We start from the raw sequence: 20971 nt of genomic DNA, 5'->3' as shown, positions 1-20971 counted from the left end.
TTGTTGATTAATACTCTATATAATATATTATTAGAATTCAAAGCGGAAACCGGCCCCTAATCCAATGATTACCGAGTTCTCGGTACGGATACTAACCGGCTGGTCATTATTGAAATAGTAGGAAATACGTGGTTCAAGATAGAGGCTCCACTCCCGGTACAGACGATAGGAAACGCCTACCGATCCGTTCAGCGACCATTGTACGCCGGAAATACCTTTCTTTTCCACCAATGTCTCCATGCCACTCAGGGAATATGTATGTTGTATCTGTTTCGATCTCAACCCTTTTTCCAGCATCATGCCTCCCGACAGGTATATATTCCATTTCGGATTATCCCATAAGTTGACAACCAGATTGACCGGTATACCCAGATAATGCAGATTGAGTCTGGAATTGTAAGAAACTTTGCCACCCTGGCTCATACGCGATGATAAATAGGTATATACCAAACCTGTTTCGACTCCAATATACCGGCTGAAATCTTTCCGTACGGTCATACCGAAAGAAAGTGGTAACGAACAATCTATATCTCCATAATTTTCTGCAGGGATCATTCCGTTATTCGTATAAGGAGGATCGACTACCGGTGGAATGATGGGAGGACCGGGGTTAACACTATTGTTTAAATCATTATCGAAAACAGCATTATCATTCCCTAATAAATTAAGAGAGACATCTCCCCCTGTCCCGAGCGAAGCATTTACCGACCAGTTCCTTTTCTCCTTCTTCCCCTTATTCGGCGAAGCAAAGCGATATTTTTTCGAATCGTAATTATTTAAGTCGATTTGTTTCTTCGACTCTTTTTTCTCTTCTTTTTCAGGTTCTGCTGCAGGAGTTTCTTCAATATTATCTATTTCTTGCTCCATTCCCGGCTGTAGGTCTGTTACAATCCCATCCGGCTGTTCATCCATATTTACAACAGGTTGTTTTACAGATACTGCGGCGATCAGTTTCTTTGTATGAACTGTCTTATCGACAGGAATTACCACTTCATCCGGAAAAACTTCAATACTATCCGGTACTATTTCTTCTTCCGTTAATGCGGAAGCCATCTGTTCATTTATCTTCTCGCTCAGTTTCTCCTCCATCCGAAAAGGGAGTAACAACAGCATTACAGCGATGGCAGCAGCCACAGAGCTACCGATCCACCAGAGGAGGTTCCGTTGGCGGGACTTCATACGCGGCTCGATTTCCTCCCAGCAAAGATCATCAACAGGCAACCGGTGGTCTTCCAGTTTCCGCTTCATGAATTCGCTGAAATCATCCAACTGTTCTCTATGATCCGTATCACTGCGCATTTTCATGCTTGATTAATAATTGAACACTTTTTTGTAACACTTTCCTCGCACGAATGAACTGCGTCCGCGAAGTAACTTCGCTGATATGCAACATCTCGGCTATTTCGCTATGAGAGTAACCCTCTATGGCATAAAGGTTAAAGACCGTCCGGTAGCCATTTGGCAGACGAGCGATACAGGCATGCAGGTCGTCGGCGGATAAACGGTCCAAGACCGATACATCCACCTCATCCGGAAACTCCCCGCATTCGTCAAAATTAACGCTCAACCGGATTGCATCATTTTTTCGCAGATATTCAAGAGCTGTTGTAACAAACACCCGCCTCACCCATCCGGGAAACGCCCCGGTACCTGTATAGCTCCCTATCTTGGTGAATATCTTAATGAATCCGTCTTGCAACAAATCGCGAGCAGTTTCCCTGTTATTTACGTACCGCATGCATACGCTCATCATCATAGGGGCATATTGCTCGTACAATTCTTTACGAGCCCACGACTCCCCACGCTTGCATCCGGCAATTAACAGCTGTTCGTCCATAGGTAATATTACTCTCTATTTGTATGATGAAAACATTCTCCCGAAAGTTGCAACAACAATGAAGAAAATACAAAATAAATATTTTTTAGAGAAATAGGGGTTGAATAAATTGCTTATTTTAAAGTAAATAATCTAACTTCGCAACAATAAAATGATGTTGTGTATGAAGCGGGGATATTTTATAATAGTAATATTGGTGGCATGTATTTTTCAGAGTCGTGCCCAGTCCACTATGGACTTTGTTCTTAATCGTGAAGGGAAAGTTACGGCTGTTCCCAAGTTTAAACAATTTGACTTCAATATTCCGGAATTCTCCTATAAAACATATACTCCATCTACCCGGACGGACCTGGAAAAGAAGCTCAGGGAATTTACCCCCGACTTTCCTCCCCTGGTAGACGAGCGTCCGATGGATATGCAAGTATTGTCTCTTGCTTACCGTCCTTTCTTTAATGTATTTGCTCCGATGATACGCCGTGTATCGCCGATGGCATTCGATTTCCAGGAGTTTTCATTCACTCCAATCAGCGAGACTACCGGTCTGCTGACAGTCGGTGAACAATATACCTGGCCCGGTGCAGGAGGTCTGACCCAGATCAGTTCATCGTTGGTATGGCAGCAGGATCGCTGGACATTGACGGGAGGAGCCTTTGCCGGACGCTATTTCACACCATTCAATCCCAGCCCCGACTTTATGGGAGGATTCAATGCGACTGCCAGTTATGAGGCTACCGATTGGCTGACTCTCAGAAGTTGGGCACAATATACCTTTTACGAGAAAAAGGAACGGAACAATCCGCAAATGCTGCTGAATCCGTTTTATAATCATACGAGCGTAGGTGGTGCTTTCGAATTCAAAGTGAAAGATGATATCGGCATCGGTATCGGTGTAAACTTCGAATACAATCCGTGGAACAAGCGGATGGATCCCCAGTTCCTCATCTACCCTGCATTAAAAAACAAAAATATAAGAATCGGGTTCAATTGATTTATTCTACATAAATCATCTTTTTTGTCATTCCCCCGTCGATAACGATGTTCTGCCCGTTGATGAAATCATTTTCAGGGGCAGCCAGGAAAAGGCAGGCGCTTGCAATGTCCGAAGGACGGCCTACACGGCCGGAAGGATGTTGTTTGTGGTCGGCCGGTTTCAACAAACGGTAGTCTTCGTTTTGTATCCAACCGGGACTGATACAGTTTACCGTAATATTATAATCACTGAAAGAAAGCGCTAAGGCATGCGTCAGGGAAACAATTCCACCTTTGGAAGCGGCATATCCCTCCGAACCCGGTTCACTCTGCAAATAACGGGAAGAAGCAATATTGATGATCCGTCCGTAACGTTTCTTTCCTTCCTCATTGTTCCGGTGAATAGCCAGTGCGCGTGAAGTTATAAACACCGGCCGCAGGTTTGTTGATAGTATCCTGTCGAACTGTTCAATACTTGTATCGACCAATGGGGAAAACTCACTGATCCCCACATTGTTAACAATCACATCCACGTCTCCCCACATGTTGATAAGTCTGTTGATAACTTCTTGAAGAGCTTTTTCATCACTTACATCAGCCTTAAAGAACTGCACGTATGATGGCATAAGGTCGCACAAACGTTCAGCCGCTTTTTCGTCTGTATCACAAAAAGCAACCCGGGCTCCTATTTTACAGAATGCAGAAACAATTGATTCCCCTATGCCCTTGGCACCACCGGTTACAAAGACTCTCTTACCATCCATGATGCATCGTGTTTGATTGTAGCTTGCAAAGATAAGAAAAGATGACAGTTTGTTCCAATAGATGGAATAATTATTTATATTTGCGTATACGAAATACTATAATATATGATTGGAACCGAATTATTTAAGGAAGTATCGCCACTATCTTCCAAAGATTGTTTTATCGTTATCGAGCGTCTCAAATCTACATTCAACTTTCCAATCCACGTACATCCGGAGTATGAATTAAACTTCATAGAACACGCCAAGGGGGCGCAACGTATAGTTGGGGATTCCGTTGAAACGATTGGAGACGATGAGTTGGTACTGATTACAAATCCGAAACTGGAACATGCATGGGTAAACCACGAATGCAAATCGCAAAGTATACACGAGATAACCATCCAGTTCCACCGTTCGTCGTTGCCGGACGAATTATTGGACAGGAGCCAATTCGAGAGCATCAAGACACTTTTCGAACGGGCACAGAAAGGGGTTGCGTTCGGTACGCAGGCGATCAACAAAGTGCGTCCGTTACTGAAGACCATCACCTGTGAGACCGATGGCTTCTACTCGGTCATGAAGTTACTTATGATCCTGCACGAGCTTTCCCTTTCGGAAGATATCCGGGAACTGGCCAGCCATTCGTTCATCCGTCAGGAAAAGCCTCACGAAAAAGATCCGCGTATCAATAAAGTGATCGATTATCTGAATAAGAATTACGACAAACAGCTTCGCCTGTCGGACGTAGCCGACCTGATCAATATGAGCGAACCGTCTTTCTGCCGGTATATCAAGCAACGCACTTCGAAAAGTTTTGTAGACTTTCTGACGGACATCCGCCTGGGGTTTGCCATACGTGCCCTGATCGACTCATCACAATCGGTAGCAGAGATCGGATATGCCTGCGGCTTCAACAACCTGTCGAATTTCAACCGGATCTTCAAGAAGAAAAAAGGGATGCCACCGACAGAGTTTAGAGAAAACTATCGAAAAAAGAAGGTAATTGTTTAGTTCAGCCCTGATAAAATAACTAATTTCGCGGAGCTAAATAAAATACATAAAGACACATATCATGAAAAAGCATTTATTTACAGCACTCGTGTTGTTACTCGCTGTTTTTTGTTTTTCATCCTGTCAAAAGACAGAGACATTTAAAGTTCTGCAATTTAATATCTGGCAGGAAGGTACCGTGGTAAAAGGTGGTTTCGACGCCGTAGCCGACGAGATTGTCCGCAGCGATGCCGATTTCGTTACATTGAGTGAAGTCCGTAATTATCACAACACCCGTTTCTGCGACCGTATCGTCGAGGCTTTGAAAGAACGCGGACAGACGTATTATTCATTCTACACCGAAGACTCCGGCCTGTTGAGCCGCTATCCGATCAGCGACAGCAGTACCGTTTATCCCCTGAATGACGACCGGGGTAGTATTTACCGCCTGGTTACGAAGAAAGGCAATCAGGAATTTGCCGTCTATACAGCCCATCTGGATTACCGTAACTGCGCTTATTACGATGCACGCGGATATGACGGTAACGACTGGGAAAAGATAGAACCGGTTACCAGCCTCGACTCTATCCTGCTATTGAACCGTGCCTCCGTAAGAGACGACGCAATGGCCCGTTTCATCAGCGTTGCCGAAAAAGACAAAGCTGCCGGCCGTATCGTTATCCTGGGTGGCGACTTCAACGAACCTTCCCATCTGGACTGGACGGAAGCAACGAAAGATATGCGCGACCATTACGGACTGATTGTCCCCTGGGACGTTTCCGTTATGCTGGAAAAAGCCGGATACAAAGATTCTTATCGTGAAAAATATCCTGATCCGGTTACTCACCCGGGATTTACCTGTCCGGGAGACTGCCCTGATATCGCACTAGAAAAACTGGTCTGGTCACCCGAAGCCGATGACCGCGACCGCATCGACTTTATCATGTATGCTCCTTTCGAAGGACTGAACCTGACAGACGTAACGATCGTCGGACCTAAAGGCGATATCCTACGTGGCGAACGGGTAACTGAAAATACAGCCGACCCGATTATCGAACCGCAAGGAATCTGGCCTACCGACCATAAAGCCGTTCTGGCCACATTCCAGCTCACAAGATAATCACAGAGGTGGAAGAAGCTAAGGAGAAAGGATTGGAGAAGGGCTTAAAGAAAGGTCAGCACCTTATCGCTGCGAATATGAAAAAACAGGGAATAAATACTGAAACAATAGCCCAATGTACCGGATTGTCGGTGAAAGAGATTGACAAATTGTAATTTGTGATTGTATAATATATTGAATCAGCCAGGTTGTTTTAAATGCATAACAACCCGGCTGATTTTGTTTCTGTTATTATCAAACGTGAACCATTCGCACCGGCTCATACTTTCTTTCATTATACATCTTACAATAAGTCAAAGCCACACACACCAAATAATAACACATACAGCATTCCGCTCTCTTATCTCCATGTTAAACAACACAATACTAATTTATCACAACCTGATAAAATCTTAACTCCCCAATTCTCTTTTTTCCTTCATCCTTCCCCATACGCTCCGTCTTTTCAGTAAATAAAGCCTAAAACAACAGGGGGACATATTTAAAAATTTGATAAATAATCATTACTAATCGCAAAAATCCTACTTGATTTCGCCCTCCTGTCCCCTCTATCTTTGCATCAGATGAAATAGTAATTAATCTTTAAACAAACATTATGAACAGAAAACTAGCTTTCTCATTATTGCTGGGCGCATTCACTCTCGCGAGTTGGGCGCAGCAGGCAATGACCGTAAAAGGTACGGTAAAAGACTCGGAAAACAATCCGGTCATTGGAGCGACAGTTGTTATCAAAGGAACCACACAAGGAACCACTACCGACATCGATGGTAACTATACTATTCAGGCAGAGCCGGGACAAGTGCTCGAATTTTCCTATGTAGGTATGCAACCGTCGACCGTGACAGTGGGTAACAGAAACGAAATCAACATCACCATGGCCGACGGCGAATTATTGGATGAAGTAGTCGTTATCGGTTACGGTACGGTAAAGAAAAGTCACCTGACAGGAGCCGTTGCTTCCGTCTCCGGAAAAGAGTTGCAGGCCAGTGTCGCACGTAGTGCTTCTTCCGCCCTGCAGGGACGTATCGCCGGTGTCACCGTATCGACACCCAACGGACAACCCGGTGAAGGCATGAACATTAACATCCGTGGTATCAGCTCGATGAGCTCTACCACCCCGTTGTATGTGATCGACGGTGTATATGGAGATATCAATATGGTAGACCCGTCGGATATCCAGTCCCTCGAAGTATTGAAAGATGCTTCCGCCGCTTCCATCTACGGTTCGCGTGCCGCCAATGGGGTTGTACTGATCACCACCAAAGGCGGACGTTTGGAAACACCGACCCGTATTTCCGTAGACGCTTATACCGGTATACAGTCCGTAGCCAAATATATCGACGTAATGGATGGTAACCAGTTGCGCGATTTCGCCAAGATGACAGGTTACAGCACAGCCGACGAACTGGTCAACTGGAGCGGAGGCAAAGGAACCGACTGGCAGAAAGAACTGTACGGTACAGCCATGGTAAGCAAAGTCGGCCTGAACGTATCCGGAGGTAACAAAACTTCCACCTATAACCTTTCCGGCAGTTACCTGAAACAGGACGGTATCGTTAAGACGACCGGCTATGAAGCCTGGAACATCCGTGCCAAGAATACATTCTCCCTGTTCAACAACCATGTACGCATGGGTTCGACCATCATGATGAAGTTCTGGCAGAAGGATAAAGAAAGCGTATCCTTCACCTCTCCCCTGACAGCGGTTCCGATGTGGAAACCATATAATGAAGACGGTACCTGGGGACAAGCCCCGACCTGGACACGTGGCGACAACCCGGTAGGCTGGGCAGAAGCGTATGACATCCAGAATCATGGTACCGATATCCTATTGAATGGTTTCGCCGAAGTAGACCTCGGACTGAAAGGACTGAAATACAAATTCAACGTCGGTATCAATAAGTATACCCGCCGCAATTACAACTACACAGTTCCTTATGTATTCAGTTCCACCTCTCAGAATCCTGATTACAAATTAAGTGAAGACACAAGTTGGGAAAACAGCTGGCTGATCGAGAACACGATCAATTATGATAATACATTCGGAGACCATACCGTATCGGGCCTGGTAGGTTATTCTTCACAGAAAAACAGCCAGCGCGGTTTCGGTGCCGGTCGTACGGGATTACCCGAAGGACTGAACACTATCGGAGCCGGCTCCGTTTCCACACAAACCACCAGCGGCAGCGCCTGGGCTAATACAATGATCTCCATGTTCGGACGTGTGATGTACTCGTATGCCGACCGTTATATGTTGTCAGCCTCTATCCGTCGCGACGGTTCATCCAAATTTGCAGACGGCCATCGGTGGGGAACATTTACTTCCGCCTCTCTCGGTTGGAATGTGATGAATGAGAGTTTCTTTGAAAATGCCAGGGAAACAATGAACGAGTTGAAGGTACGCGCCAGCTACGGTACACTCGGTAACCTGAACGGTATCGGTAACTATGCCACCCAATCGGTTGTCGGCACAGGTCTGAACAACGTAATGGGTTCCTCTCTCTGGGAAGGAGCTATCACCGGAGTGAATTGGGTTTCACCGTCGAATGTTACCTGGGAAAAGACTAAAACGATCAATATCGGTCTTGACATGAGTGTCCTGAACAATATGTTCACCCTGAGTGCGGATTACTTCATACAGAAAACGGAAGATATGCTATTGTCGATGCCTCAACCGGGCAGTTTCGGATTGGGAGAAACGCCGGTCGTTAATGCCGGTACAGTAGAGAACAAAGGGCTGGAACTTGCCATCAAACATCGTAACAATGTGGGTGAACTCTACTATCATGTAGGAGTAAATGCCTCTTTCATCAAAAATGAATTGACGAAAGTAAACGGTTCGCGCGACGAATGGACCGGTTTCAACCCGCATGACAAAGGTGCTATCACCTATGCAAAGACCGGTTTCCCCATCGGTTACTTCAATATCATAAAGACCGACGGTATATTCCAAACCCAGGAAGAGATCAACGCCTACGTGAATAAAGACGGTAACATGATCCAGCCGAATGCCCAACCGGGTGATTTGAAATATGTAGACTATAACGGTGACGGTAAAATCGACAACCTCGACCGCCAGGATTGCGGCAGCGCTTTCCCAAAAGTCACGTTGGGTATCAATATGGGAGCGGAATGGAAAGGATTCGACCTGAACCTGTTCTTCGACGGTAACTTCGGCAATAAAATTTATAATGCGCAGTACTTCACTACTGTTTACAATGAAGTGACAGCCAACCAGTATACCGTACGTGCCAACAGTTGGACCGAGAACAACCGTAACACCGACGTGCCCCGCTACATATCGGGTAACGACAACAACGGTACGAACTGGGGATACACCGACCGCTGGCTCGAAAACGGCTCGTTTCTTCGCCTGAAAACCCTGGAACTCGGCTATACATTGCCCAAAGCCCTGGTATCGAAAGCTAAAATGCAGAGCCTGAGAGTGTACACCGCTATGGAAAATATGTTCACTATCACCAGCTACAAAGGATATACCCCCGACCTGGGTGTAGCCGACAGCGACTCCAGCATCATGACCCGCGGTTGCGACGACGGCCGTTATCCTTCGGCACGTACTATCACTTTCGGTCTGCAGTTGAACTTCTAATTAATTATGTAAAATCTAAAACGATATGAATATGAATTTCAAGAAATATATAGTTTCGCTGGCGATAGTCCCGATGCTTATGACTTCCTGTAGCGATAGCTTCCTGAATGAAGTCAATCCCAACAACCAGACACCCGCCACCTTCTGGGTGAATGAGGCGAATGTCATGAAAGGGCTGTCTGCCGCTTATAATCCGATACGCCGTATGAGCTGGGGATACTACGGAGGTTATGAAGGTATCCTGCACTACCAGATGCGAGCCGACGACATGTATCCTACCCGCGGCGAAGAAGCCAGCACCTGGGAGACACTGGCCTTTACCAATACCCCGAATACCGGAAACGGTTGCTGGGGATATATATACACAGGTATCCAGCTTGCCAACGAGTTCCTGTACAGAGCTCCGAATGTAGATATGGACAAAACGAAACTCGACCAGCTTTTAGGCGAAGCTTATTGCCTGCGCGGTTTCTGGTACTTCCGTGTACGTACCGATTTTAACGAAGGTGTTCTCCGTACCCTGCCTCAGGATGCGGACCCGGAAGCCCACCCGTTATCTTCTGCCGAAGCAATCCTGGATCAGGCAATCGCCGACCTGAAAGAGGCAAAGGCACGTCTGCCTAAAACGCGTCCCAGCGAAGAAGCCGGACGAGTGACGCAAGGGCTGGCAAGCGCTATGCTGGGGAAAGCCTATCTCTGGAAAGGTGATTTTGCTGCGGCTAAAACCGAACTGGAGTCTGTAATGAATGATTACGGCTACGATCTGATGGCCGATTACGAAAAGAACTTCCGCGACGATACCGAATTCAACCAGGAATCTGTCTGGGAAATCAACTTTGAAGCATTCGGTGATTCCGGTGATGCTTGGGGTAGCAGTACGGGCGACAATGCTTTCATGGGGAATGTGATCGGTCATTATTTCGGTCCGACACTGAAAGGGGGAGCCGGAACGGGTCTGAACCAGGGTGGTGGCTGGTATAAAATGCATCCATCTCCATTCCTGGTCAAACAGTTTGTTTCAGAACCTCGTCCTTCAGGCTCCGACACCAAATGGGACAAACGTTTATATACGACCTGTTTCTTCAAATACTCCGACTATAACGATGTGAAAGAAGATGAGACATTCTTCGACTCTTTCCCTTTCGACAGTATTTTCAAATACACGGCGCTTCCTGAAGGTGACGACAAGTATAGGATCAAGAGCGGCATGAGTCCTGCTTATCCCGACATCGAAGGAAAAGAAGGACGTTTCCTGATGAAGAAGCATACACCGTGGTGGAACAAGGCGGGATGTACGATGTATTCGAATAATTCCGGACGTATCACCAACTACCGGATCATGCGCTTTGCCGAAGTATTGTTCTTGCATGCGGAAGCCTGCCTGGAAACGGGTGATAATGCCGGTGCCATGAGGGATATCAACCGTATCCGTGTTCGTGCCGGCCTGCCGGAAAAACAGTTGGGAGACAAATCGGCGATCATGGAAGAACTGCGCAACCAGAAACTGCTGGAGTTCGCAGGTGAGAATGTTCGTTGGGACGACATGGTTCGCTGGTACGGCTTCGATGAGTTCAAATCGATCATGCAGGCCCGAAAGACCGATACGAAAGTATGGGAACCGATCTGGGAAAACGGCATGATCACCGGTTACCGGTTTACCGGACAGATCATAGACAGTCAGAATTTCAGCAATCTCCAGAAGAAGCATTTATATTTCCCGATCCCGCAGAGTGAAGTAGATGCCAACCTCAACCTGGAACAGAAAACGGACTGGCAATAAAGTAAAAGGGTGTGTCAAAAGCCTCGACTTTTGACACACTCTCATAATAAAGCATTTGCAACATCTTATACATATTATCTTCTGAAAAACATAGGATTATGAAAACAGCAAGTATATACATATTTACATTCCTATCATTTATTCTCATGGCAACAGCATGCAGTGAGAATGATGATGTAGATTGTACGATAGCCATACAAAGTATCCAAAATCAATTGCAGGAAAGCGACCTGTTGAAATCTTCCGCAGTGGAGGGAGATAATTATGTTCTTAACTTCGAAACAAAAACCATCACACTCCCTTCAAACACTGTCCAAAGCTTGACAACAAATGCAGATGAATGGAAATCGACCTTGACCTTTGTCAATGGTAGCACTTACACCCTACCCAGTATAGGCACTTCGATCGATAAACTGATTACCAACGTGATTGTCAATCCTTCAGGGTACAATCCGCTATCGGCTTATGCGGTTATGAACCTTCCGGCTTTGGGACGCATGAAACTGATCGTCCACAGTAAAGACGGATACCGGACGCCAGACATAACACATTTTTTCAGAAGTATTGAAAAAGGACAAACAGTGACTATCCTGGGATTATACCCGGACTATAACAATAAAGTCACTCTGATTTACACAGATAAAGACGGAAACGAGCATGCCCGTTCCATCATTCATATTCAAACAGGAAAACTCCAGAATCCTCATTTGCCGCAAAAAACAAATGTAGTCACTGCCAACCTTGCCCGGATGGAACCGGGAATGAACCTGATTAGTTCGCCGGGAGAATCGGAAGCTGATACAGCCATCCCTTATATGATAGATGCCGACGGAGAGATACGGTGGATGCTGGACTGGGCTAACCATCCGGAATTAAACCATATCGATATCGGTTGCGGACTCTCCCGGATGAAAAGCGGAAACTATCTGAACGGAGACGGATACCGGAACAAACTGATAGAAGTAAATACCGTAGGAGAGATCGTTCAAAGCTGGGATCTGGGAGCTATGGGATACTCCTTTCATCATGATGTAGCCGAAAATGCTGACGGGAAATTACTGGCTACGGTCAGCAAAATATCCGCCAGGTTGGCAAACGGGAAAGATATACGTTATAATGATTATATGCTGGAACTCGACCCGGTGAAAGGCACCATAACACAGGTATGGGACCTGGCCGCCATGATCGACTCGGCACGCTACGAACTGACAGACCCTAGTTTGCCGGGGGCGGCATTCGGACAGACACAATCGAACTGGGCACACAACAATGCGATCGTCGGAGTCGGGGATGATTACCTCGCTACCATACGTTTCCAGGGAGTATGCAAATTTAACCATGCAGGAGGCGTAAAATGGATCATCTCGCCGCATCGCGGCTGGCATGACAAATATCAGAATCTGTTATTGAAACCGTTACATGCCGACGGTACTCCTATCACCGATCCGGAGATCATTTCAGGAGAAAAAAGCGGCAATGATTTCGAATGGCCCTGGGGAGCACATACCGCCATCACCCTGCCTAACGGAAATATCATGGTGTTCGACAACGGATACGGACGTAATTTCATCCTGTCGCGGTTCGACGACGAATCGCTTTACAGCCGAGCTGTCGAATATGAAGTAAATGAGAAACAACGTACGGTCAGACAGGTGTGGCAGTTCGGTAAAGAAGGAGGTCACAAGTACTACGCTCCGGCCCGGTCTTCCGTTCAGTATCTGCCGCAGACAGGCAACCGCTTGTTCTGCCCGGGCATGAGTAATGCGCTCAGTGACGGTAGCAGCGGCGGACGTGTCGTCGAAATCGATCCAGATACGCAGCAAATTATTTTTGAATTGGAAATACCTTCCGTCGTTTATCAGAGGGCCAATCGCATCACATTATATCCGGACAATTTATAAAAACGATATATGAACAATCTCTTTAAACAAAAACTACATGCGTTGCAACAGCAGCAGGAAGCCCTGTTGCAACGCCCCAATACGCTAACGGAAAACACGAACGGCATCGTTCGCCGATATACATTCCCGGTTGTTACCAAAGATCATATCCCGCTGGAATGGCGGTATGATATGAATCCGGCAACCAATCCGTTCTGTCTCGAACGGATCGGGGTTAACGCCTGTATGAACTCAGGGGCTATCAAATGGAAAGGGAAATACCTGCTGATGGTTCGTGTGGAAGGGTGCGACCGGAAATCATTCTTTGCCATTGCCGAAAGTCCGAACGGAGTGGATAATTTCCGGTTTTGGGAACGTCCGGTAAACTTGCCGGATATCGATCCGGAGGAAACCAACGTATACGACATGCGCCTGACGGCACACGAGGACGGCTGGATTTATGGTATCTTTTGCAGTGAACGGCATGATCCGGATGCACCGCCAGGAGATCTGTCGGCCGCCGTGGCTAAAGCGGGAATTGTCCGTACGAAAGACCTGGTCGATTGGGAAAGATTACCGGATCTGGTAACCAGAAGCCAGCAGCGCAATGTTGTCCTGCATCCCGAGTTTGTATACGGCAAATATGCTTTATACACCCGTCCGCAAGATGGCTTTATTGCAGCCGGCAGCGGGGGCGGTATCGGATGGGCATTAATAGATGACATGGCAAATGCGAATGTTCTCTCCGAATTAATTATCGATAAACGCTACTATCATACAATCAAAGAAGTAAAAAACGGGGAAGGTCCGCATCCCATCAAGACTCCCGAAGGCTGGCTACATCTGGCCCACGGAGTCAGGGCATGTGCCGCCGGGCTTCGTTATGTACTATATCTGTACATGACGGCTCTGGACGACCCCACAAAGGTTATCGCACAGCCCGGCGGCTATTTTTTGGCTCCGAAAGGGGAAGAACGTATAGGTGACGTATCCAACGTTTTGTTCTCCAACGGATGGATAGCCGATGAGGATGGAACGGTATTCATTTATTATGCCTCCTGCGATACACGGATGCATGTAGCGGTTTCGACCGTGGAACTACTCGTCGACTATTGTATGAATACGCCGGAAGACGGCCTGCGGTCTGCTGCCTCGGTGGCTAAGATCAATGAATTGATAGACCGGAACAAACAATATGAAGGGGGATAATTATCCCTCTGTCTAGAGTAAGAATAAAAAAGAGTTATTATCTTTACCGGATCAATAAAACTAGGGAACAATTATCATGAAAACATTGAAAACACTAGGTTTGCTTCTTCTATTCTCTTTATTCGCACTCAAAGGCATCAGTCAGGAAAAGGCACCAAATAGTATAAAAGTTATCTCATACAATATCTGGAACGGTTTTGAAAAGGATGCGGCACGTCAGACCCGTTTCACCGAATGGATGAACCGGCAAAAGCCGGATATCGTAGCCTTGGAGGAACTTGTCGGCATCAATGAGAAAGACCTCTCGGCACTGGCCGCTTCTTATGGTCATCCGTATGTTGCCATCGTGAAAGAAGAGGGTTATCCGGTAGGGCTTACTTCCCGTAAACCCATCGATGTAGTCAAGAAGCAGGTGGAAGGATTTTGGCATGGTATGTTGCATGCGCAAACTTACGGATTGGATATTATCGTTACGCACCTCAGCCCGTTCGAATGGAAATACCGCTTGAAAGAGGCTGAAGCGATCACACAATATATCCGCGAAAACAAACTCGAATCCTGTATGGTCATGGGCGACTTCAACGCCTACTCCCCTTTCGATGCCGACGAAGTCGAAACACATACCCAACTCAGACAGAATATGCAGGGATGGGACAAGAGTCATCCCGAATATGGCAATATGCGTGGTGAACAGTTCGACTACTCGGTATTGTCCAAATTTCTCTCCATCGGTTTTGCCGATCCCGTCAAGATGTTTGTCCCGGCAGAAAAACGGATGTCGTATCCCGCCGCCACCTTATATGAATGGCAATGGGGCGATCCACGCCTGAAGATGCTTGGCGAACGATTGGACTATATCCTGGTTTCACCGGCTTTGGCTCCCAAATGCATCGGTGCTGCAGTTCACAACGGAGAGGAACTGGAAGGGATTTCGGATCATTATCCGGTTAGTATCTGTATGGAACTTCCACAGTAAGCGTATCCACACTGGCCGCACCTAATATGCCGGTTCCTCCGACTACATTACTGAGAACACGTATCGGTTCGGCCAGTCCGGCATCCACCAGGTCATTGTTAAATGAACGATCAGCCAATTCTGCCAATGCCATCAAATACTGATAATAAGAGTCTGAAAGAGTATACAGAAAAACCTTTACATAGCGAGGAGGTTTATTACTGGGGAGTTCCTCATTACCCGTACCTGATCCGTAGTTGTAGGAACTAGTAACTAGTTTCAACGTATATTCCAGTCCGTTAATTAATTCATCGGAGAAAGGGCGGCCACCATTTCCTGATAACCAATCATTACCAAACAATTCATCCAACACAGATATTTTATTTTTAAATACCGGTTCATACGAATAGTCCGGATGAATAGTACCCCAATTATACATACCCGAAAAAATCTCTTCACCGGTCTCAAAGTCTAACTCAGAATCAGGATTACCCACTGCAAGACACACCAAATAACAATCTCCTTCCTGAGGTTTGTCTTTGAATGTTGTTTTATATATAGTTTGGTAATCATAATACTGATATTCCCCGGTATACTTTTCCCGCACAACCTCCAATTTCAGCAATTCTGGCTTTACCGGCAATACACATTCTGCCGAAACATCTTTAAAACCTTCTTTCTCTACCTCAAGACGTACCTTGTCACCTTCAGACGGAACATAGGAAGCCCGGTAGTAACTATTTGAATTATATTCACTCTCTTCCACATGCCATGTCATATCTTCCCGGTATTGTCCGTTCACATAAAGACTGACCTTTGCATCCTCTATTATTATGTTTGGATTTTCATCTGTATAAAACCAGGTACGTGAAACCGTTGCTGTCAACGGCATTCCTGTCTGCGCCACACAATTTAATACTAACTTTGGATCTGGACGCAGATCTTCCAGATCGACATACTTCACACACGAAGAAAAGATTGTTGACAACAGGATAAATAAAATAGTATGTTTCATAAGATACTTCATAGTTGATTAGAATTTATATGTATAGGAAACAGAAGGAATAATAGGCATAATACCTACCTGCTTGAATGCCGGGACAAACCTTCCCCATTTACTATCAGGATCAGGAACAACTTTTTCTGATTTGTAAATCATAAATGGATTCATGCGGGAATATACATTATAGATACTGACTGTCCAGATGCCCATCCTTCCCTTTTTCTTCGGGCGATAAATCTTAATCGCCAGATCCAAGCGATGATAAGAAGGCAATTGATAATTATTACGTCCCTCATAGTAATCAACAGCTTCCAAACGACTATCACTTGGATTATAGCCTCCACCATAATATTTATTAGGCGGTAAACCAAGATCCGGGATTCCTGACTGCTCATAATTTTCCAATGAAAGTGTCGTATGATTACCCGAAGCAAACGACCAGGCAGCCGACAACTCCACTTTTGGAGTAATCTTATACATAGCTACGATATTCAATTTATGCCGGTTATCAAAACGAGCCGGATAACGTTCACCCTTATTTAATTCCGGAAATTTACGATCTGACCAGGAAAGAGTATACCCCACCCAACCGGTCAAACGCCCGGTTTCTTTATGTGCCATCAACTCAGCTCCATAGGAACGTCCCTTACCGGATGTCATCTTTTTCTCCCAATTCTGGAAAGAGGGTGTAAAGGTATGTCCGTCACGGTATTCCAGCAGATTATTCATTCGTTTATAATATCCTTCGAGTGAAAAATTATACTCTTTGTTCAATGAATAGTAAAATCCGGCCGAAATCTGGTCGCTTACCAACGGTTTCAGTGTACGTGTCACCGGCATCCATGCATCTGTAGGCAAACTGATAAAACTATTGCTTATCAGGTGCACATACTGGTTCATTCGCGCATAAGACGCTTTGAAACTTAGATCATCTTTCATCAACCAGCGAAACGAAGCACGGGGCTCCAAACCAGCATACGTTTTATTCTGTATATTAAACAAACTGAAACGCACACCAGCATTCAACTTCAAAGTAGAAGAAAGTGTCCAGTCATCTTCCGCAAAAACACCGGCTTCATGCGCCCAGAGCAAATCGTTAGCAAAAACCTTACCTATACGAGTCGTATCCTGGATATTTGTTACAGAAGAAGCGGCTTCATTATATTCGGGACGAAAGCGATGCAACAGATAATCACCCCCAAACCGGATATGATGGGATGCTAGTGGTAAGTAATCAAACGAAGTACGTAAACCGACATCCATAATCCCCGTTTGTGTAGACGTTTCATTAAATGTATTGTAATATTCATCATCCCCCTCCTCACCATTTACATATTTCTCCGTATTCTTCAATTTGGAATGGTAACGGGTAAACACACCCGATACTTTTCCGAATAACTGATTATTGAACACGTACGTCCATCCTGCCGTAGCCATCAGGTTTCCCCAGCGAAGAGAGATATCAGTATCATCCCTGAACTTTTCCTTTTCATCATCCGAAGTCGAAAAATCACTTCCTCCACCTTTCAACACATCATTACCATTGTAAAGACTCAGATACATCCGGCTACGGTCGCTGAAACGGTGGTTTATTTTTAAATTCAAATCATGGAAAGCATATCGTCCGCGAACTTTCGAACCATCCTTCTTGATGATCCCGTTAGTTATGGCAATAGCCGGAGCAGTAAGTACATCCAGCCAGGTACGCCGTAAAGCGATCTGGAAAGAGGTACGATCTTTTATAATAGGTCCTTCAAGATTCAAATTGCCGGAAATCAAACCGAGTGTAGCACTTCCGTGGTATTCTCTCATATTCCCCTCTTTGGTATGTACATCGACTACCGACGACAAACGTCCGCCATAACGAGCCGGAAAACCAGCCTTGAAGAAATCCATACCGCTGATCGCCTCCGAATTAAATGCGGAGAAAACACCTCCGATATGATTGATTTGATATACAGGATTACCATCTATCAGGAATAAATTTTCATCGACATTACCACCACGTACATACATACCAGCCGTACCTTCCGTACCGGCAGACACACCAGGTGTCAACTGAAGGGTTTTGATAATATCCGCCTCACCGAACATCACCGGTGTTGCATTGATTGTTTTCTGATCGATTTCCAAAGCTCCCATTTGCGTACTGAGTACCGACTGTTTACTATTCGCCGCCCCCGTCACGACCACTTCCTGTAAAGAAGCTGTTGGCACCAGGTCTATTGCCAATGTTGTATCACGGTCCAATTCTTCCAGATCATACACCAGGCTTCCGTATCCGATATAGGACGCCTGTATCTTTATTTCTCCGGCAGGCAATGTCAAACTGAAAAAGCCGAAATTATTAGAAGCCGTCCCCATCCGGGTATTAGCTTCATAAACCGAGGCCCCGATCAGGGATTCGGCGGATTTCGCATCACGCACAAAACCACTGACCGTTACCTGCTTTGGTTTACGCTTCAGGATCACCACGTTTCCTGTCAACTTATACACTACCGGCAGATTTGCGAATAAACGCTCCAGACAATCCGGTAATGCCTCACTCTCTGCTTTGAAGCTGGTTTTCGGAAGCTCTTTCAACAAAGATGATTCATAGGAAAAGGTTACCCCGGTCTGCTTCTGGATCTCGTCGAGAATTTCCCGCATGGAAGCCTTCTGCATATTCAACGTAACCTTCCGTGTTTCATCCGCACCTCTTGTCTGCGCCTGGAGGGCGGACAAAGCAATCATCATCATCATCACAACCATTGTAACACGGGCAAATAATTTTGCAGGGGATACTTTTTTCATCTTACTCATTGTTGATATCTATCCTTTAGACTGGATTTCCGGAAATACCCCTATCGGGCAGGACAAAAATAACAGAATAAATCGAGAATCCCCGTCCCACTAATATATGCCAACTATTGTATCTTATTTTTAAATCTATACAGAAAAAAGGATTCTTCGATTTATTTTCTTATCTTTGTGAAAGAGTTAGAGTTACGAATCATTATTGCACAGTTCTCCTTATTTACACATTATATTAAGCAGGCCTCTCCTTTAATTCTACACCTTACTCCGAATTAGTATTTATCTTATAATAAAATTATTAGCTACATGGCAAGATCCGTTACCGTAGACAAACGTGAAAATGAAAAAAAGAGACTCGCAAAACGAGCAGAAAAACAAAAAAAGAAAGAAGAAAGAAAACTATCTCCTAAAGCGAACAGCTTCGAAGACATGATTGCTTATGTTGATGAGAATGGGGTGATTACCTCGACTCCACCGGAAGAAAATGTCAAAAAAGAAGAGATTAAACAGGAAGAGATACTGATATCGGTACCTAAAAAAGAGAAAGAGGAACCGGTTATCCTAAAAGGAAAAGTAGACTTCTTCAATACCTCTAAAGGATTCGGTTTTATCAAAGAACTATCAAATGGGGAAAGATATTTTTTCCATGTAAACAATATCTTGTCTTCGGCAATTACCGAAGGGGATATCGTTACATTCGACCTCGAACGCGGCATGAAAGGCATGAATGCGATCAACATTCGCCTGGAAAACGAATTACCCGCCGTAGAAGAGGCATCAGAAGATTAATAAACAATCATTTAATAAGAAAAGAATATGCGATCAGAAAGAAGTTTAACAAACCAGCTAATAGAGAATTCACTGAAAGAGTATAAAAAAAGCGTAGGCGAAGTGGTTCTTATAGCTATCAGCCCAAGGACGACGATTGAACTTCCTGCCCATCTTTCCCCCGAAGAAAGAGCGATTCGCATAGAAAACTACAAAAAGCTGCACCCCTCGATGGTATAAGTACTTACCATTCGTAATAAGGGGGCACACTGCCGATGGGCATGGTGATGCGACGTGTCGATTTCTGATAGCCAGTCACAACACCGAAGCCGTCGGTTACGTTTGAATAGGTGGAAGTGGGTTCCAGCAAAGCATCCATGTTAGCATCCCCTAACGGGATGAAGAAGTTACGGATCACTTTCAGATAGTTATAATAAGCCTCCGAAATCGACAAAAGATGGACATCGTAATGTACGGTGGCCGACAAGGTGTCGGTGACAAATGAATAATTGGGAGTGAACGAAGCTGTCACCGTATAATCCTTTCCATTAAACAAGTCATCCGGGAAAATACCTCGGCAATAAGGGCCGTCATAATAAGCTAGTGAAGGAATATCGGGTTGGAATACCGGATCATCATAAGTCAACCGAAAAACGTAAAAAGAGAAATTATCAAAAGTATCCACCAGATCATCACCGGTAATGGTATTTCTCCATGTTTCATCACAAAACGTACTCACCCACATCACACTGTCACCTTTATGAAATTCAACCAATTGTTCCACAACCAGACGATAGTAATTACGTTCAGCAGGTTTATCGTGCAACGTAATATACATCCTTAAAAGATGAGAGCTAAAAGAATTCGGTTTGAGAAATCCCACTGTGTCGAGTAAAATAATATCCGTCTTCTGAGGGATCACCGTCTCTGCCGCTACCGGATCGAAACCGGATGCCCCGGCTTCCAACCTCACTTTATCACCAGCCTTTACATGGCAACCGGACAACTTAAACTGTCCTTTGTATTCGGTACTGTCAGCCGGATTATCCGAACGTTGCATACTGCCACGGAAAGTATCATTTACATACACATCTATCTTCACTCCCTTATCAGGAAGATCGCATTCAGGAACACTATCCAGTAAAAACCAGCTTTTCGAAAGAAATGCAGCCACCTCGCGTTCAGGTGTGATAGACGCATTCAACACCAATACCGGAGGCACCGGATCGAGTTTCAGCACGACATCACGTATACAAGAAATGCATAAAAGCAAAAGTGGCAGTAATATGGATAATATTTTCTTCATCG

At 45.3% G+C, this 20971-nt stretch carries 16 protein-coding genes and 1 pseudogene; 11 read left to right on the top strand and 6 right to left on the bottom strand.

The window, feature by feature from the left end; all coding sequences use genetic code 11:
* Positions 1 to 30: 30 nt before the first annotated feature.
* Complete coding sequence (locus M1P97_RS03990) at positions 31 to 1305, bottom strand: outer membrane beta-barrel protein (RefSeq protein WP_249388447.1); 1275 nt, start codon at positions 1303 to 1305, stop codon at positions 31 to 33.
* Positions 1289 to 1837: an RNA polymerase sigma factor gene (locus M1P97_RS03985; RefSeq protein ID WP_195375126.1), complete on the bottom strand. Its 549-nt coding sequence runs from the start codon at positions 1835 to 1837 to the stop codon at positions 1289 to 1291. The genes M1P97_RS03990 and M1P97_RS03985 overlap by 17 nt, the downstream gene beginning before the upstream one ends.
* 163 nt (positions 1838 to 2000) lie before the next feature.
* Here M1P97_RS03985 and M1P97_RS03980 point away from each other — a divergent pair, with 163 nt between their 5' ends.
* Complete coding sequence (locus tag M1P97_RS03980) at positions 2001 to 2825, top strand: hypothetical protein (protein ID WP_249388446.1); 825 nt, start codon at positions 2001 to 2003, stop codon at positions 2823 to 2825.
* A 1-nt stretch (position 2826) separates the two neighbouring features.
* Here the strand turns inward: M1P97_RS03980 and M1P97_RS03975 are convergent, their stop codons facing one another.
* On the bottom strand, positions 2827 to 3570 hold the full coding sequence (locus M1P97_RS03975) for an SDR family NAD(P)-dependent oxidoreductase (RefSeq protein ID WP_075555852.1): 744 nt from the start codon (positions 3568 to 3570) through the stop codon (positions 2827 to 2829).
* A 105-nt stretch (positions 3571 to 3675) separates the two neighbouring features.
* Between M1P97_RS03975 and M1P97_RS03970 the strand changes: the two genes are divergently transcribed.
* The 8 genes and pseudogenes from M1P97_RS03970 to M1P97_RS03935 all read left to right on the top strand — a co-directional run bounded on the left by M1P97_RS03970 (position 3676) and on the right by M1P97_RS03935 (position 15117).
* Complete coding sequence (locus tag M1P97_RS03970; RefSeq protein ID WP_195375124.1) at positions 3676 to 4563, top strand: AraC family transcriptional regulator; 888 nt, start codon at positions 3676 to 3678, stop codon at positions 4561 to 4563.
* A 61-nt stretch (positions 4564 to 4624) separates the two neighbouring features.
* A complete protein-coding gene (locus M1P97_RS03965; RefSeq protein WP_249388445.1) occupies positions 4625 to 5662 on the top strand; it encodes an endonuclease/exonuclease/phosphatase family protein in 1038 nt (345 codons plus the stop codon).
* Between the two features lie 8 nt (positions 5663 to 5670).
* Positions 5671 to 5817 (top strand): annotated as a pseudogene (locus M1P97_RS03960) (Rpn family recombination-promoting nuclease/putative transposase); the annotation flags it as partial.
* Between the two features lie 440 nt (positions 5818 to 6257).
* A complete protein-coding gene (locus tag M1P97_RS03955) occupies positions 6258 to 9272 on the top strand; it encodes a SusC/RagA family TonB-linked outer membrane protein (RefSeq protein WP_249388444.1) in 3015 nt (1004 codons plus the stop codon).
* 31 nt (positions 9273 to 9303) lie between these two features.
* A complete protein-coding gene (locus M1P97_RS03950; RefSeq protein ID WP_249388443.1) occupies positions 9304 to 11052 on the top strand; it encodes a RagB/SusD family nutrient uptake outer membrane protein in 1749 nt (582 codons plus the stop codon).
* A gap of 98 nt (positions 11053 to 11150) precedes the next feature.
* Positions 11151 to 12953, top strand: coding sequence for an aryl-sulfate sulfotransferase (locus tag M1P97_RS03945; protein WP_249388442.1), 1803 nt, complete (start codon positions 11151 to 11153; stop codon positions 12951 to 12953).
* A 9-nt stretch (positions 12954 to 12962) separates the two neighbouring features.
* The gene (locus M1P97_RS03940) at positions 12963 to 14141 is read left to right on the top strand and encodes a glycoside hydrolase family 130 protein (protein WP_249388441.1); all 1179 of its coding nucleotides are present in this window, start codon (positions 12963 to 12965) and stop codon (positions 14139 to 14141) included.
* Between the two features lie 76 nt (positions 14142 to 14217).
* Positions 14218 to 15117: an endonuclease/exonuclease/phosphatase family protein gene (locus M1P97_RS03935; protein ID WP_249388440.1), complete on the top strand. Its 900-nt coding sequence runs from the start codon at positions 14218 to 14220 to the stop codon at positions 15115 to 15117.
* Here M1P97_RS03935 and M1P97_RS03930 read toward each other — a convergent pair.
* A complete protein-coding gene (locus tag M1P97_RS03930) occupies positions 15089 to 16111 on the bottom strand; it encodes a DUF4249 domain-containing protein (protein WP_249388439.1) in 1023 nt (340 codons plus the stop codon). The genes M1P97_RS03935 and M1P97_RS03930 overlap by 29 nt on opposite strands.
* A gap of 18 nt (positions 16112 to 16129) precedes the next feature.
* Positions 16130 to 18892 carry a TonB-dependent receptor domain-containing protein gene (locus M1P97_RS03925; RefSeq protein ID WP_394803881.1) on the bottom strand — a complete coding sequence of 921 codons (2763 nt, stop codon included), beginning with the start codon at positions 18890 to 18892 and terminating at the stop codon, positions 16130 to 16132.
* 309 nt (positions 18893 to 19201) lie between these two features.
* Between M1P97_RS03925 and M1P97_RS03920 the strand changes: the two genes are divergently transcribed.
* The gene (locus M1P97_RS03920) at positions 19202 to 19684 is read left to right on the top strand and encodes a cold-shock protein (RefSeq protein ID WP_195375340.1); all 483 of its coding nucleotides are present in this window, start codon (positions 19202 to 19204) and stop codon (positions 19682 to 19684) included.
* Between the two features lie 27 nt (positions 19685 to 19711).
* The gene (locus tag M1P97_RS03915) at positions 19712 to 19903 is read left to right on the top strand and encodes a hypothetical protein (protein WP_229058715.1); all 192 of its coding nucleotides are present in this window, start codon (positions 19712 to 19714) and stop codon (positions 19901 to 19903) included.
* Between the two features lie 4 nt (positions 19904 to 19907).
* On the opposite strand, the gene M1P97_RS03910 is transcribed toward M1P97_RS03915, so the two are convergent.
* Entirely contained in the window at positions 19908 to 20969 is a 1062-nt protein-coding gene (locus tag M1P97_RS03910) for a DUF4249 domain-containing protein (protein ID WP_249388438.1), read from the bottom strand.
* Positions 20970 to 20971 lie beyond the last annotated feature (2 nt).

It is taken from the genome of Parabacteroides leei (assembly GCF_023369805.1).
In the GTDB taxonomy this organism is placed as follows: domain Bacteria; phylum Bacteroidota; class Bacteroidia; order Bacteroidales; family Tannerellaceae; genus Parabacteroides; species Parabacteroides leei.
Note: the sequence above shows the minus strand (reverse complement) of the source record. Positions and strands in the feature narration are given on the sequence as shown.